This is a genomic window from Sorangium sp. So ce693, from assembly GCF_051521375.1.
GTDB lineage: Bacteria > Myxococcota_A > Polyangia > Polyangiales > Polyangiaceae > Sorangium > Sorangium atrum.
This window is the reverse complement of the sequence record NZ_CP150347.1, coordinates 4749251-4764802: the sequence shown is the minus strand read 5'-3', so window position 1 is coordinate 4764802 and position 15552 is coordinate 4749251. Positions and strand designations below refer to the sequence as shown.

At 73.0% G+C, this 15552-nt stretch carries 12 protein-coding genes; 5 read left to right on the top strand and 7 right to left on the bottom strand.

Features of this window, described 5'->3' with window-relative positions; genetic code table 11:
- Window positions 1-38: 38 nt before the first annotated feature.
- From WMF14_RS17955 to glgA, 3 genes are all read right to left on the bottom strand, one after another.
- Window positions 39-500: a FixH family protein gene (locus WMF14_RS17955; protein WP_437802445.1), complete on the bottom strand. Its 462-nt coding sequence runs from the start codon at window positions 498-500 to the stop codon at window positions 39-41.
- Window positions 493-1488, bottom strand: coding sequence for a hypothetical protein (locus WMF14_RS17950; RefSeq protein WP_437802444.1), 996 nt, complete (start codon window positions 1486-1488; stop codon window positions 493-495). The genes WMF14_RS17955 and WMF14_RS17950 overlap by 8 nt, the downstream gene beginning before the upstream one ends.
- A 166-nt stretch (window positions 1489-1654) precedes the next feature.
- On the bottom strand, window positions 1655-3109 hold the full coding sequence (gene glgA / locus WMF14_RS17945) for a glycogen synthase GlgA (protein WP_272098376.1): 1455 nt from the start codon (window positions 3107-3109) through the stop codon (window positions 1655-1657).
- Between the two features lie 330 nt (window positions 3110-3439).
- Between glgA and WMF14_RS17940 the strand changes: the two genes are divergently transcribed.
- From WMF14_RS17940 to WMF14_RS17925, 4 genes are all read left to right on the top strand, one after another.
- Window positions 3440-4492 carry an RluA family pseudouridine synthase gene (locus tag WMF14_RS17940; protein ID WP_272098375.1) on the top strand — a complete coding sequence of 351 codons (1053 nt, stop codon included), beginning with the start codon at window positions 3440-3442 and terminating at the stop codon, window positions 4490-4492.
- Between the two features lie 262 nt (window positions 4493-4754).
- The gene (locus WMF14_RS17935; protein ID WP_437802441.1) at window positions 4755-5696 is read left to right on the top strand and encodes a hypothetical protein; all 942 of its coding nucleotides are present in this window, start codon (window positions 4755-4757) and stop codon (window positions 5694-5696) included.
- A 111-nt stretch (window positions 5697-5807) separates the two neighbouring features.
- Window positions 5808-7757, top strand: a complete 1950-nt coding sequence (locus tag WMF14_RS17930) for a molybdopterin-dependent oxidoreductase (RefSeq protein WP_437802439.1) — start codon at window positions 5808-5810, stop codon at window positions 7755-7757.
- Window positions 7758-7889: 132 nt separating this feature from the next.
- The gene (locus WMF14_RS17925) at window positions 7890-9818 is read left to right on the top strand and encodes a hypothetical protein (RefSeq protein ID WP_437802437.1); all 1929 of its coding nucleotides are present in this window, start codon (window positions 7890-7892) and stop codon (window positions 9816-9818) included.
- Between the two features lie 98 nt (window positions 9819-9916).
- Here WMF14_RS17925 and WMF14_RS17920 read toward each other — a convergent pair whose 3' ends face one another.
- Entirely contained in the window at window positions 9917-11515 is a 1599-nt protein-coding gene (locus WMF14_RS17920; protein ID WP_437802435.1) for a hypothetical protein, read from the bottom strand.
- Between the two features lie 171 nt (window positions 11516-11686).
- Here WMF14_RS17920 and WMF14_RS17915 point away from each other — a divergent pair, with 171 nt between their 5' ends.
- Window positions 11687-12193 carry a DUF4112 domain-containing protein gene (locus WMF14_RS17915; protein ID WP_272098370.1) on the top strand — a complete coding sequence of 169 codons (507 nt, stop codon included), beginning with the start codon at window positions 11687-11689 and terminating at the stop codon, window positions 12191-12193.
- Window positions 12194-12433: 240 nt separating this feature from the next.
- Here WMF14_RS17915 and WMF14_RS17910 read toward each other — a convergent pair whose 3' ends face one another.
- The 3 genes from WMF14_RS17910 to WMF14_RS17900 all read right to left on the bottom strand — a co-directional run bounded on the left by WMF14_RS17910 (window position 12434) and on the right by WMF14_RS17900 (window position 15444).
- On the bottom strand, window positions 12434-13138 hold the full coding sequence (locus WMF14_RS17910) for a Bax inhibitor-1/YccA family protein (RefSeq protein ID WP_272098369.1): 705 nt from the start codon (window positions 13136-13138) through the stop codon (window positions 12434-12436).
- 271 nt (window positions 13139-13409) lie between these two features.
- A complete protein-coding gene (locus tag WMF14_RS17905) occupies window positions 13410-13754 on the bottom strand; it encodes a hypothetical protein (RefSeq protein ID WP_272098368.1) in 345 nt (114 codons plus the stop codon).
- Between the two features lie 244 nt (window positions 13755-13998).
- Window positions 13999-15444 carry a ParA family protein gene (locus WMF14_RS17900; protein WP_437802432.1) on the bottom strand — a complete coding sequence of 482 codons (1446 nt, stop codon included), beginning with the start codon at window positions 15442-15444 and terminating at the stop codon, window positions 13999-14001.
- Between the last annotated feature and the right edge of the window lie 108 nt (window positions 15445-15552).

The following is a 15552-nucleotide window of genomic DNA, read 5'->3' as shown; positions in this document are numbered from 1 at the left end:
CTCGGAGCGTTCTGTAGGGGCTCGCACGAGGCGTCAGCCTAGTGGACGTCGAACTCGAATGCCGCCTCGTCGATGAGGGACGAGGCCAGGGCCCTGTATTGCACGTCCCAGAGGCCCCTCATCCCGAAGGGCACGTCGGCGACCTCGTACAGGCCGGGCTCGATCTCCTTGCCCTCGTGCACGGACCCGTGCCCCATGCTCGTCATGCTCGCGTAGACGCGGAGCTTGATCCGCTGCACCGGGTTCCCCGAGTCGGTCCACGTGAGCCGCACGTGGAAGGTGTTGAAGCCTCGCTTGATCGGCTCGATCGACTCCACCGCGAACTCGATGCGCCCGTTCACGCCGACGTCGAGCCGGTTGCCGGCATCCGGCTCCACGTCCCGGGAGCCGCAGCCAACCGGCGAGAGGACGGCGAGCGCCGCGATCAGCGCGGCGCAGGCGCTCGCCGCGCGGCGCCTGGCGGGTGACTTCGGCGAAGGCTGTTCACGAGGTTCAATCACGTCTTCCCCACACGTAGCGAAGGCCTGCCGACAGGGCGGCGAACGCGCCCTCGTTGCGGCCGATCCCGGAGATCGGCACGTCCACCTGGAGGTTGCCGACGGCGGTCCAGCGCGCGCCGATGTCGTGGGCCAGCACGGCGAGCAGCGCCGTCCGCACGCGCTCCTCTCCCATGGGCATGCGGGGGCCCGGGCCCGGCTCGACCTCGCGCGGCGCGCCCTCGCGCTCGTGGAGCACGCCCACGGTGAGCGACGCGCCGGAGGGCCACGCGGGCCCCGCCGCGGCGAGGAGCTGCACGCGGGGCGCGGACCGCACCGCGTCGCCGTCGGGGAGACGGTGGCTGGTGCGGAAGCTGGTCGAGGCGGAGAGCAGCGCGTGGAACGAGCCCCACGACTTCTCGAGGACCATCCCCGGCCGGATCTCGGCCACCCCGAGGCCGGTCGTGTCGGCGCCCGTCATGTCGACGCCCATCGCGCGGGCGCCGGTCACGCCGCCCACGCCCGCGTCGAACGGCGCCGTCCCGGTGCTCGGGCCGCGCCCGGTCGGGAGCGTCACGCCGAGCGTGAACGCGGCGGACGGGATCCACGGCGACGCCGCGCCCTCGATGAGCGCGATCCTGGCTGCCGCGCCGAGGTCGCCCGGCCCGCCGCCGGACGACGCATCGCCGAGCCCCACCCCGCTCCAGGTGACCATCATCGGGACGGAGATGCCGAGCTGGAGGCGCTCTCCGGCCCGCACCAGCCACCCGGCCTCGGCCCTCAGCTCGCGGTGGTAGACACCCTCGCCGGACGTATCGAAGCCTCCGTCCACCGCCCACGCCCCGAGCTGCTCCGTGAGCCGGACGGAGAAGCTCGCCGCGGCGCGCTCCGAGGGAGCGAGCCACTGGGCCATGCCGTGGCCCGCGCCGCAGCAGGCCGACGCCCGCGCCTCCCTCGGGTGCACCGCGAGCGACAGCAGGAGCACCACACCGGCAACGGCTCTGGCCAGCACGGCCGCTGCTATAGGCGAGGCTCCTGCCCCACGCCAATGCGACACGTTGTCGCGCGGAGGGCCCCTGACCTCGGTCGGGCCGCACCTTCACGCGGTGTCCCGAGCCGCTTCCGTTCCGCGCGCAGAGCCAGGCGACCGCGCGCGGGGCTCGGCGACGGCGCGGTGCTCAGCTGGCGAGGGCCTGGCGGTAGACCTGGACGTAGCGGCGCGCGGGGCGGTCCCAGCCGAGGTCGAGGCGCATGATGCGGCGCTGGACCGCGGGCCAGCGGGGCGACGTGAGGGCCGCGAGGGCGCGCTGCACGCCGCCGAGCAGCGAGGTGGCCGTCGGCTTGTCGAACAGGAACCCCGTGCCGGTCTCCAGGGCGGCGTCGACGTCGACGATCGTGTCGACGAGGCCTCCGGTCCTGCACGCCACCGGGGCGGCGCCGTAGCGCTGCGCGTAGAGCTGCACGAGGCCGCACGGCTCGAAGCGCGACGGCACGACGACGAGGTCGGCCGCCGCCATGAGCCGGTGCACGACGGCCTCGCTCACCCCGCCGAGGAACTTCGCCCGCTCGGGCGCCTTGGCCGCGGCGGCGGCGAGCTTCTCCATGAGCTCGGGGTCGCCCTCGCCGGCCACGACGACGCTGACGTCGCCCTTCAGGATCTTCGGCATCGCGTTCGCGAGCAGGTCGCTGCCCTTCTGGGCGACCACCCTGCCGATGGACACGAGGAGCGGGCGATCCGGCCGGATCTCGAGCCCGAGCTCCTGGAGGAGCGCGCTCTTGCAGCGGCCCTTGTTGCCCACGTCCTCCGCGTCGTAGCGGGCGATGATGGCCGGATCGGTCATCGGGTTCCAGACGGCGTAGTCGATGCCGTTGACGATGCCGGACAGCTGGTTCGCCCGGGTGCGGAGCACGCCGTCGAGGCGCTCGCCTTGCTTCGGCGTGAGGATCTCGTTCGCGTAGGTGGTCGAGACGGTGGTCAGCGCGTCCGCCGCCAGGATGCCGCCCTTGAGGAAATTGAGCTGGCCGTAGAACTCGAGCCGCTCGGGTCGGAAGTGGTCGTCGTCGAGGCCGAGGTACGCGAGCGCGTCCTTCGGGAAGAGGCCCTGGTGCGCGGCGTTGTGGAGCGTCAGCACGGTCCGGCCGGGCACGGCCTGCTGGTGGCGGAGCAGGTACGGCACGATGGCGGTGGGCCAGTCGTGGGCGTGGACGATATCGAACGGCGAGCCTGACCGGGCGCGCTGGCGGACGAGCTCCACGACGGCGCGGGAGAACAGCGAGAACCGGCGCGCGTTGTCCTCGTAATCGCGCCCTTCCTCGCCGTAGATGCCCGGACGATCGTGGAAGCCTGGCACATCGAGGACGACGAGCTCCACGCCCGTGCTGAGCCGCCCGTCGAAGAGCGTCACCTGGATCGGCCCGCCCGGCGACACCTTCGCATCGACCTCGAGCGGCATCGGGGTGAGGCGGCGCGCCATCATCAGCCCGCTCGAGTCGAGCGCCTGGTAGCGCGGCAGCGCGATCGTCACCTTGTGCCCGAGCAGCCGGAGCGCCTTCGAGAGCGACGACACGACGTCGGCCAGGCCGCCGACCTTGACGATGGGCGCGATCTCGGACGCAGCGAAGAGGATGTCCATGCGGGCGCCGTGTGTAGCACGAACCGGGGCGCGTACAGCGCGGCTTCCGAACCCACAGGCGCGCGCTCGCACGGCCGGCGAGGCGTCCTCGCGATCCCCTCCGAGGTCCCCTCGCCGCCGTGCACGACCTCCCTGTCCGCGGGACGCGCGATGAAAGACCGCTGCGAGCCCCAGCGCCATGCCCGCGGCACACCGCGCACCGCCGCCGCGGGCAGCTCTGGTGGCTCGCCCTTACCCACGCGGTCGTCTCACGCGCGATTTTGTAATATTACTTACCTTTTGCGCGGTCCCACAGGGCCAGCGCTTTTGCTAAAGGCCAAGGCTCCACTCATGACCAGGATCAGCGCGCGAGAGCTCGCCGGCACGAGCGGCCCCTTCGGCCGCGGCACGCCGGTGGTGCGCCCCGCGGAGGTGCCGGAGGGGTCGGTCGTCACCGTGCTGCGCGTGCCGCCCGAGTCGGCCGGGATGCGGCTCGACCGGTTCGTACAGACCCAGCTCAAGCGGACGAGCCGCACGCGCGCCGCCGAGATCGTCGCGCGCGGCGCCTACTCGCCCGAGGCGCGGCGCCTGCGCGGCAGCGATCGCGTCCGGCCGGAGCAGTGCATCCTCCTCTGGCGCGAGCCGTGGGACGAGCAGGCGCCCGACACCCCGATCCCGGTCCTCCACGAGGACGACGCGCTGCTCGCCATCGACAAGCCGGCGGGCCTGCCGGTGCACCCCACGGCGCGGTACCACAAGAGCACCGTGATCAAGATGATGGAGGCCGCGCGCCCCGGCGAGCGGCTGTTCCTGGCCCACCGGCTCGATCGGGAGACGAGCGGCGTGCTGCTGCTCTGCCGCACGCCCGACGCCGATCGGACCGTGAAGGCGCAGTTCGAGGAGCGCACCGGCGTCGTCAAGCGCTACGCGGCGATCGCCTGGGGCTGGCCCGAGCACGATACGTTCCGGGTCGAGCTGCCGCTCGAGCTCGACGGCGCGAGCCGCTACAAGGTCAAGATGCGGGTCGCGCCGCCGGGCCGCGGCCTCGCGTCGGCCACCGCGTGCGAGGTGCTGGGCCGCCGCGCCGATCCGCTCACCGGCCGGCGCTACGCGCTCGTCCGCTGCACGCTCGAGACCGGCCGGCAGCACCAGATCCGGGTCCACCTCGCGACGAGCGGCCTCCCGCTCGTCGGCGACAAGCTCTACGGCCCGGACGAGGGCATGTTCGCGCGCGGCGCCGACGGCGTGCTCACCGACGACGACCGCCGCGCGCTCGAGCTCGACCGCCACGCCCTCCACGCCGCGCTCCTGGAGCTCACGCACCCGATGACAGGCGAACGCGTGCGCATCGAGGCGCCGCTCTCGGACGATCTGCGCACCTTCTGGGACGCGCTCGACGCGTGATCCACGCAGGAGGTGGACGCCCCCATCGCGGGCCACCCCTCCGCTCGTGTGTGTGTGCGGGGTGACGCTTGCGCAGCGATGACACCTGCGGACGAGGCGGCGCCCGCGGGTGCGCGATGGACGCTGGAAGCCGAGATCCCCCGCGAGGCGGAAGGCAGAGCGGGAAGAGCAGGAAGAGAAGGCAGAGAAGGAAGAGAACGACGGCGAGATCGAGCGGCGGCGGATCTTGTGCCGAAGTACCGACTTACGTACGATGGCCGAGATGACGCGTGCGCGAGACGACCTCGAGGCGCTGCGGGATCCAGCGCTCCGGTCCACACCGCTCGAGGCCGAGAGCACCGCCCAGAGCACGACATCCGGGCCGGTGCCTGATCCGGGAGAGACGAGGCAGGACGCGGCGGCGGCGCCCTCTCCAGGAGAGCCTGCCGGCGCCCGAGAACCGCGGCAGGCGGGCCCGGAGCGATCCGCACCGGCCTCATCGGCCGGCGCCGCGCCGCTGCAGGTCGACCCGCGGGCCCGGGGCGACGAGAGCCTGGATCGGGAGCGCTACGAGCGGTACGCGATGCCGGCGAGCGATCTGCCCGCGGCCAACGTGCAGGCCTTTCGCGGCGACGCGAGCGGGGTGCTCGCGATCGTCCGGCGCGCCGTGCAGTCCGTCACGCGCGATCCGGCGCGCCACCGGCGCCGGCTGCCGAAGTCCCGCTTCGACGCGATCCGCAGCTTGCCGGAGCTCGCGATGGCGCTCGACTACGCGGTGACGCGCATGCAGCCCGAGAGCGCGCCGCCGCCCGAGGTCGTCGAGAAGCTCGACCTGCTCTACGGGGCGCTGCGCCCGACGCTCGCCACGGCCGAGGTGTACTTCCCGCGCAGCATCGTGCCCGAGACCTTCGGCATCGTCCGGCGCGCGCTCGTCGCCGGCGATCCCGCGAGCGCGACGGCCACCATCACGAACCTCATCCTGGACCGGTGGAGCCATGTGCAGAGCCGGATCCCGATCACCAGGGAGGAGCTGGCCCAGCTGAACGGCACCGCGAAGTGGCTGCTCAGCAACACCCGCCCGCCGGAGCGGCTCGACTCGAGGGACATCCGCGATCGGCTGTGGTCGCTCCTGCGCGAGCGCTACGAGCAGCTGCGGGCCATCGCCCAGGAGGTCTCGGGCGACGACTCGCGCGACTACGCGCCCGAGCGGCTCGCGGCCGACTGATCCGGCGCGCGGAGCCGCCGCGGAGCGGCGTGGAAGGCCGGCCAGGTCCGGACGGACTTCCTGGGGGCAGAGCGGGTGTACCGCCCTGCACGCCCGATCTACGCTGCTGCCATGCAGGAGCTCCGCAAGACCCTCTGTAACCGCGACTGCCCCGACGCCTGCGGCATCGTGGCCACCGTGGAGGACGGCCGCGTCGTGCGCCTCGGCGGCGACCCGGACCACCCGATCACGCGGGGCTTCCTCTGCTACCGCACATCGCGCTTCCTGGAGACCCAGTACTCGCCCGAGCGGCTGACGACGCCGCTGCTCCGCAAGGGCGGCGAGCTGACGCCCGTCTCCTGGGAGGAGGCGCTCGACACCGCGGCCGAGCGGCTCCTCGCGATCCGGCGCGAGTCGGGCCCGGCCGCGATCTTCCATTACCGGAGCGGCGGCTCGCTCGGGATCCTCACGGGGATCGCCGACGCGTTCTTCGCGCGGTTCGGGCCGGTCACGGTCAAGCGCGGCGACATCTGCTCCGGCGCGGGCGACGCCGCGCAGCTCACCGATTTCGGGGAGGAGGAAAGCCATGACCTCGCCGATCTGCGGAGCGCTCGGCACATCCTCCTCTGGGGCAAGAACGTCTTCACCTCGAGCCCTCACACGCTCCCGGTGCTGCGCGAGGCGAAGGCGCGCGGCGCGGAGCTCGTGCTCATCGATCCGGTGCACCACAGGACGGCGGCGCTCTGCGGGGCGTTCTATCAGCCGCGCCCCGGCGGCGACTTCGCGCTCGCGATGGCCGTCGCCCGCGTGCTCTTCGACGAGGGGTGGGCCGACCCGCGCGCCGCGGACTACTGCGATCACCTCGACGCTTTCCGCGCGCTCGCCCGGCGGAGCTCGGTCGCCGCGTGGTGCCGCGAGGCCGACGTGCCCGAGCGCGCGGCCCTGGACCTCGCGCGCCGCCTCGCCGAGAGGCCCACGGCGATCCTCGTGGGCTGGGGCATGGGCCGGCGCACCTCGGGCGGGGCGATCGTGCGCGCCCTCGACGCGCTCGGGGCCGTGAGCGGGAACCTCGGCATCCCCGGCGGCGGCGTCTCGTTCTATTTCAAGCGGCGCGGCGCGTTCGACCTCTCGCCGTTCCAGGGCGAGCGCCCGGCGCCGCGCACCGTCTGCGAGCCCCTGCTCGGACGCGAGGTGCTCGGGATGAGCGACCCGCCGATCCGCGCCGTCTGGGTGACCGCCGGCAACCCGGTCGCGATGCTGCCCGAGTCGGAGACGGTCGCGGAGGCGCTCCGGACGCGCGAGTTCGTCGTCGTTGTCGACTCCTTCCTCACGGACACGGCGCGGGTCGCCCACCTCGTGCTGCCCACGACGACGCTCCTCGAGGCGGACGACGTGGTCGGCGCCTACGGCCACCATTACCTCGGCGTCTCCACGCCCGTGGTCCCGCCCCCGGCCGGGGTGAAGGGCGATCTCGAGATCATGCAGGCGCTCGCGCGGCGCGTGGGCCTCGGCGACGCGCTCGACGGCAGCGCCCGCGACTGGAAGCGGCGGGTCACGGAGCCGAAGCTCGCGCCGCTCGGCGTCACCCTCGAGACGCTGGAGCGCGGGCCGGTGCGCAACCCGCTGGCGCCGAAGGTGCTGTTCGAGGACCGCAAGTTCCCGACCCCGAGCGGCCGGGTCAACCTCATCACCGAGGCGCCGGAGGAGCGCGTGGATCCCGACGCGAGCGAGTTCCCGCTGCTGCTCATGGCGCTCTCCACCGAGAAGTCCCAGTCGTCGCAGTGGGCGCGCCCCCAGCGCGGTCCGGCCGTCGTCACGGTCCACCCGGACGCGGCCGGCGGCGTGCCCGACGGCGGCGCCTGTCGGATCACGTCGCGCGTCGGCGCCATGACGGCGGTGATCCGCCACGATCCTGCCCAGCGCCGCGACGTCGCGCTCATCCCGAAGGGAGGCCACCTCCGGGACGGCCGCTGCGCCAACGCGCTGATCACCGCGCGCATCACGGACATCGGCGAGGGCGGCGCGCTCTACGAGGAGCGGGTGCGCGTCGAGCCGATCGACCCGCCGGCGCCCCTGCCCTAGTTTCGCCCGCCAGGGATCCGCCTCCGGCGCGCCGTCGCCCGCGCGGTGGACGGAGCGCGGGCTCCGGTCGGGCCACGCCGTACCCGTGAGATCCCCTGGCCGGCGCGGCCGGCGATCTCTTACGCTCGCGGGATGGCGAGAGAGCTGCCTGCAAGATTCGGGATCACGCCGCACGCCGCGCGCCGCATCGCGAACCGGCAGATCGCGTTCGGCGGGGCGATGGCGCTGCTGGGCGCGGGCGTGAGCGTGGCGGGGTTCGGCAGCGTCGCGGCCGGGGTGCCGTTCGGGATGGCCGGCGCGCTCCTGATCGCAATCGGGCTCCGCACCCGCTCGACGGGCGTCGCCGTGCAGGTCGTCAACAAGGCGTACAACCTCGCGGCGTCCGGCCAGCGCGAGGACGCCGCCGAGCTGCTCGACTACGCGGAAGCGACGTGCCGCTCGCGCTACGTCCTGCGCGTCATCGACGTCCAGCGCGCGCTCGCCGCCATGCAGCGCGGCGATCTCGCGGGCGCGCTCGTCCGCGCCGACGCCGCGGTGACCCGCCGCACCGACCCGCTCTCCTTTCACCTGGAGCACGCGACGATCGCCGCGGCGCGCTCGCTGAGGGCCCTTCTCCGCGCCTCGACGAGCGATCGCGACGGCGCCGCGGCGGACATCGAGATCGTGCGGGCGAGCGCCCTCGCGTCGCCCGAGGTGCTCGCCCGCGCCGAGCTCGCGGCCGCGGTGCTCCTGGAGCGCTCGGGCGACAGGGAGGCGCTGCGGGCGCACCTGCTCCGCGAGCGGAGCCTCCTCGTCGAGCACACGCGCCCGCGCGAGCGCGCCCTCGTCCGCGCGTACCAGCGCATGCTGAAGGCGAAGGCGAGCTCGGTCTACCGCACCGGCGCGAAGCGGGAGCCGGAGGCCGGAGGCGAGCTCTCGGCGGCGGACTGGGCGGCGCGCATCTCGCCCGACGCGGCGCCGTTCATGCGCGCCCCCGCGCTGGCCGCGGGCGGGGTGGAGGAGCTCTCGCGCGCGGAGCTGGACCGCGCCGACGCCTCCGCGCGCGCCGCGGCGGAGGGGCGCACCGGGAGCAGCCGCCAGCCGGCGGCGAAGGCGGTGCGCCGCATGCTGCTCCTGTGGGTGACCCTGGTGATGGTGTTCCTGGGGGTGTGGCAATTCTTGAACTCCGATCCGGCGCCGCCGGTCGCGGCCGAGGTCGAGCGCTTGCCGGCGGAGCCGATCTTCGGACCGCTCTCGATCGTCCTGGCGTTGCCGATCTTCTTCATCGTGATGCTCGTCGGTGCGGTGCTCGTGAACATGACGCGGGCGCGCAAGCTCTCGCAGCGCTTCATGGCCGCCCAGGTCGCCGTCGCGAAGGGCGAGGAGCAGCGGGGGAAGGGGGAGCTCGAGGCCCTCACGCGAAGCAAGGCGCCCGCGGCCGCGGCGCAGGCGCACCTCGCGCTCGCCCAGCTGTCGGAGCGGCAAGGAGAGCTCTCCGCGGCGCTCGCGGCGTGCGAGGCGGGGCTCGCGCGGCTGGGCACCGAGGCGGTGCGCGCGATGGCGGCGGACATCCTGCTGCCTGCGCTCCTGGCCGAGCGCGCGTTCCTGTTCGCGGCGATGGACCGGAGCGCCGACGCGCGCGCCGAGATGGCGCTGCTCGCGGAGCGGTATGCGTCGTACCCGTTCCTGGAGAGGGCCAGGCTGCGGGTGGCGCTCGCGCTGCGGGCGCGGGAGGGCGACATCGCCGGGGCGGCGCGCCTCACCGAGCGGGACGCGGACCTGCCGCTGAACGCGCGCGACGAGCTGCTCGCCGACGTGTGCCGCGCGGCGGCGAGCCCGGGCGCCGCGGGCGCTGGCGAGGTGGAGCGGCTCCGCGAGGAGCTCCGGCTCGACGCCGCGAGCCGGCGCTGGCTCTCGGCGGTCGCGCCGGCCGCGCTCGCGGCGTTCGAGCGCCTGAGGGAGCAAGGCGACGCCGAGGCGCTCGCCGGGGCCGAGGCGCTCGCGGAGACGGAGGCGCTCGCGGAGGCCGAGGCCCTCGCGGAGCGCGCCGCGGTGCGCCCGCGGAACGCCGACGTGGCGTGAGCGCCGCGGCGTGGGAGCGGCCTCCGGCGCGTCCGCGAGCGTCGAGCCTCGCGCCGGACGAGCGCGGCGCCCGCTCGATCGAGGGCGCGCGTCGCCGCTCAGTCTTCTCGAGCGGGCGCCCGCATCGGCTCCCTCGGCCTGGTCCGCTCGGGCGGCGCGGCGGCCGAGCCCTCCACGGCGTCGCCGATCTCGCGCGCCACGTCCTCCACGGTGCGCAGGCTGATCCTCCCGGCGAGCACCAGGGTCGCGCCGATCTCGCGGCAGTCGATGGGGTCGAGCCGCACCGGCGACGCGAACGCGTTGACGGCCGCCATCTGCCCCGCGGCGTAATCGAGGCGCGCGCCGAACACGAGATCGCCGTAGCGGGTATAGGAGACCAACCCGAGCGACGCGTGGGCGCCGCTCAACCGCTCGAAGAAGAGCTTCGACTCGGCGGACATGGGGCCTCGCAGGCTGGACAGCGCGTTGAAATCGGAGGCGACTCCGCCCACGAGGCTGAGGTCGCGCGTGAGGAACACCTCGGCGCCGAGCCCGACGTTGACGATGGGCGCCGCCGCCTCGACGATGTCGAGGCGGCCCCGCGTCCGGCTCGTCACCGCGCCCCCCGCAATCGCGATCTCCTCACGATCGGCGGCGATCCGCGCGAACTCTGGCTGGCCCATGTAGAAGAAGCCGTCGAGCTCCAGCCGCAGCCTGCTCCACTCCGCGCTCGCGCCGATCGCGACGCGGGCCGGAGAGGGGGCCACGAACTCCCCTTCACCGGCCCAGTAGCGCGCCGCCGCCGTCCCGTCGCCGCGCGTGTCCACGTAGCTCACATCCAGGGAGTCGACGGCGTGAACGCTGGGCGTCCGCAGGCTGATCCCGGCCGAGAACACCCGGTTCAGCCGGTACGTGACGCCGAGGTGCGCGAGCAGGTCCCATGAATCGCCCGAGAGCGCGGCCTGGTAGGTCGCGCTGCTCGCCGAGCCCGCGCCGGTGTCCTCCACGAGGCTGGCGACGCCGAGCGAGCTCGTGTAGCGCGTGCGCACGAGCGAGAGCGAGGCGCCCAGGGCGAGGCGCGGGGTGGCGCTGTAGCTCCACGATGGACCGGCGCTGAAGCGACCCCATGCGTAGCGGAGCGTCTGCGCCTGGCTCACGCGCCGGGAGGCGGACTCCCCCGAGAATCGGAGCGCGTCGAACCCGAACTCGTTCTCCTCCGTCTTGCCGAGGCAGGCGGCGACGACCTGGCGGCCGACCGGCACCCGCGCCGAATCCGCGCCTCGCACGCCGCTCTTCCAGTTGAAGAAATAGCAAGTCGCGTCAGGGAGGCTGTCGAGCCCTTGATCGCTCACCGTCGTGCGATCGAGCCGGAGATCGCCGTACAGGGCGGGGTCGACCGGACCTGGCTGGTGCCACCGTTGCAGTGTGCGGTGCGCATAGCGGAAGAACGCCGACGAGAACGCGATGTTCCGGTCCTCGATGCGGATGATCGTGGCCGGGTTCAGGAAGGGCGCGGCCCCGTCGACGCCCAGCACGACCCCCGTCCCCCCCAGGAGCGCCGATCGCCCGCCCAGGAGCGCGGATTCGTACCGTCCCTGCGCGAGCGCCGCGGCCCCGTCGAGCGTCCCGAGCAGCGCGCTGGCGAGGCCGAGCAGCGCTCTCCGCGCTCCGTAGCGGCGAACCAGGGCGCGCGGGCTCGGCATGGTAAGCGCCAGCATGGATCGCAGCGCCGCCGCCGCAACGGCGGCAGCGCCCGCCCGCCCTCCGGAGGCGCGTGCTCCTGCCCGCCCCTCGCCCGCCGCCCTGCGGTCTCTCTTGAGTCGCCGTCGAAGGGGGCGAGAAGTAGACTACGAGGGATGTCTCACCCGCTTCGCCGAGATGGGTCCGCCATGCCCGTGCCGCCCCTCGCCCCGCTGAAGCCCATTGATCTCGAGGACGAGCGGCTCAGGCGCTTGAACGCACTCGGGCACTTTCTGGACAACTCCATCCGTATCCCTGGACTCGACTATCGGGTCGGCTACGACGCCGTGATCGGGTTGATCCCTGGCATCGGCGATCTCATCGGTTTCGCGCTCTCGATCTACATCGTGCTCGCGGCGACGCGTTACCGTCTCCCCGCCTCGGCGGTGCTGCGCATGGTGCTCAACGTCGGCCTAGAGACGCTGCTCGGCACGGTTCCTCTCGTAGGCGATCTCTTCGACGCGACCTACAAGGCGAACGCGCGCAACCTCGACCTGCTGCGCGCGCACCTCGCCGCGCGCACGCAAGGCAGCGCGCCCCCCTCCAATCTTCGTTTCTACGCCGGCCTATCCCTGGCGCTGGCAGGCATCCTCGCCCTGACGGCCCTCATGCTCTTCTCACTCACAAGAGCGCTACAGTCTCTCTTCTCTCCCTGACGCCCCCCGAGTCTTCTCGGCAACGGACGCCGCCCGAGTCTTCTCGGCAACGGACGCCGCCCGAGTCCCTCTCGGCAACGGACGCCGCCCGAGTCCTCTCGGCAACGGACGCCGCCCGAGCGGGGGGCACCCGCACAGGAGACGGGCCCAGATCGGCGTTTTCGGCGCGGAAGCGCACTCCAGTGCGCTGAGCACCGAAAACGTCGAGATGGGCCCGTATCCGCCGCGGGTGCCCCCCGCTCAGTTGCGGGAGGTGGTGAAGAGGCGGAGTACGTACCAGAACAGCAGGGCGACCGACGCGAAGAGCTGGAGCGCGGCGCCGACGTACCGGTCCTCGGGGAAGTGGTGCAGGACGTTCGACGTGTCGTACAGGATGGCGGCCCCGGCGAACGCGACCATGGCGACGCTGAAGAAGGTGCCGAGCTGGAAGCCGAACAGCGCCCCGGCCGCGATGAGGACGAGCGCGCAGATGCCGCCCCAGCGCAGGAGAGCCCCGAGGAACGAGAAATCCTTGCGGGTCACGAACGCGATCGCGGTGAGCCCGGCGAAGCCGGCCATCGTGGCGAGCCCAGCGCTCTGGATCGCGCCGGGAGCGACCATGTCCGCGATGTAGAGGAGCGGCACGAAGACGATCGCCTGGGCGAGCACGTAGCCGCCGAGCGCGGCGTACTGCGCCGGCTTCGACACCGACGTGTGCGCCGCGCGGCTGGCCAGCCAGCTCACGAGCATGAACGCCCCGAGAACCAGCAGCCAGCTCCTGCCCATCATCGCCCTGGCGATGACCGAGGCGACGCCGGTCTTGAACAGCGCGACCTCGATCGCAGCGAAGAGCACGATCGCACCGAACAGGTGGTTGTACGTTCGCACGAGGAAGCGCTCGCGCGACTCGGCACCGGCACGGTGCACCGACGAGCGGGTCCCGTATCCTACGTAGTTGTGGTCCATGTTCCCTCTCTGGTAGGCCTCGACTCTAGCACGTGAAGCACGCCGCATGCCCGCGGCGCGGCGGCCAGGGGACGAGGCGCAGCGCCACGACGTCGTGAGCGCCGGCGCCTGTGCACGGGCCCTCCGCCGCTCGCCGGCTCCCGGGAAAGCCGGGCTGCCAGCCCCCACCGGCGACGCGGGGGCCCCTGGGAGCCCGCGGCGCCCGCCGCACGATGATGGAAATGGGGACGTCGCGCCCTGCGTCCTGTCGAGGTCTCCCTGAAAGAAGGGATTAAATCCCCTTCGGGATCTTGTCGAGATCGACCTGGGAGAGCGCATGCCGGATCAGCGCGCTCCTGTTGGCCTTGGTCATCCCGCGCGCCTTGAGCGAGCTGACCATCTCGTCCAGCCGCTCGAGATCCTCGGTGTACATCGAGATACAGATGACCTTGTAGTGCTGCGGTCTCTCGGGCGCCGGCGCAGCACCCGGCTCGGATGCGGCGCCGGTCGTCCGGGCCTTTGCGCGCACGCGAGGCACTTCCGTGGACGTATAGAACGCCCCGGACAAAACACCTTCCACTTCGTCGCGATCGAGCAGCGCCCGCGCGGCGCCCCCGAGATCGCCTTCGCTTTTCATTGCTTCCTCCAGCTCCCCTGCCCGGTCGAGGCTCCGCGAGTGCGGGCCCTTCATTCAGCGGGACTCCGCGTCCGCGGGTCCCTTCATTCAGCGGGACTCCGCGAGTGCGGGCCCTTCATTCAGCGGGACCCCGCGTCCGCGGGCCCTTCATTCAGCGGGACCCCGCGAGTGCGGGCCCTTCATTCAGCGGGACCCCGCGAGTGCGGGCCCTTCATTCAGCGGGACCCCGCGTCCGCGGGTCCCTTCACGCACCCGCCGCCGCAGCGCCCGGCCGCTCCGTACCCGCGTCCACCCGGTCGACGCTCCACGCCGTCCCGTCGCGCGCCGCCCCTGCCTCGGAGCCCGCCGTGCCGCGCTCGCGGCTCTCGATGATGCGATCGACCACCGCGAGGTAGTCGTCCGCGGCGGGGGTCCCCGACGCATACTCGAAGATCGTCTGCCCTTGCGCGGGCGCCTCCTTGACCTTGATCGCCTGCCGGATCGGCGCGAGGCAGCGCTCTCCGAAGTGCTGCTTCATCGTGCTCACCGCCTCGCGCGCGATCTTCGCGCGGCCGTCGTAGAAGGTCGGCAGCACGCCCCAGATCTGCACCGGGTGATGCAGCAGCGCGTTCACGTTTTTCACCGTCTTGATCACCTGCCGGACGCCGACGAGCGACAGGTAGTCGCACGCGACCGGGACGAGCACGCTGTCGGCGAACACCAGCGCGTTCTGGTTCATCAACGACAGGCTCGGCGAGCAGTCGAGCACCACGTAATCGTACTCGGCCGCCGCGGCGGAGAGGCGATCCGAGAGCACGCGGTCGCGGTTCTGGCGCCCTGCCAGGTAGAGCTCTGCCGCGGCGAGCGTCTCGTTGGACGGCAGCAGATCCAGGTTCGGGCGCACCGTCTTGGTCGCGTCCGCGACCCGGAGCCCCATCACGAGCACGTGATAGAGCGACCGCTCCGCGCCCGCGCCGAGCGAGACAGAGACGTTCCCCTGCGCGTCGGTGTCGACGAGGAGCACCCGCTTGTCGCGCGCCGCGAGCCCGGCCGCCACGCTCACGGCCGTCGTCGTCTTGCCCGTACCGCCCTTGTGGTTGAACACGGCCAGGCAGCGGGGCACCCCGGCGGGCCGCTGCGGCGGCTGCGCGGGCCGCTTCGCGCCCCCCGCCGGCGACAGGGGCACCGCGACCGCGCCCTGCCCCTTGAGCTCCGCCGGCCGAGCAGCAGACGCGACCTGCGCAACGGCCGGCGCGGCCGGCCCCGTCGCCTCGCCGTGTGCGCTCGCGCGAACCGCCGGCGGCGCCGGCTCAGCTGCCTCCGTGGCGGCGCGCGAGGCGCCTCCTGCCAGCGGCGCCTCGCCGCCGGTCGGCGTTGCCCCCTCGGCCGGCGCCGCGGCCGCCGCCGCGATGTCGCCGAGCCTTACCCCCTTCGCCTCACGGACCAGCTGCGTCCGGCACCCCAGCGAGCACGCGTAGTGCCGGCGCCCGGCGACGTAGAGCACCTGGGACACGAGATCCGGCGGAAACCGCTTCGCGCACGCGTCGCACGTGGCGAGCGCGGCGCCGTCCTGCCCGCCGAGATGGCTCTTTTCCAGGCATTTCTGCGAGCAGAAGAAGGAGAAGCCGCCGTCCTTCTCCTCCATCTGGTACCGGAACTGGACCTCGAATCCGGTCCCGCACACGCTGCACGTCTCGCTGATTCCGCCCACAGCTCGCTCCTTCGCGCCGCGCACAGCGCTTTGCCCAGGCGCAGCGTTGACCATCATCACAGTCAAGGCGCAAAGGTCAACTTTTCTGCGAGCGTGACCCACCCCTCC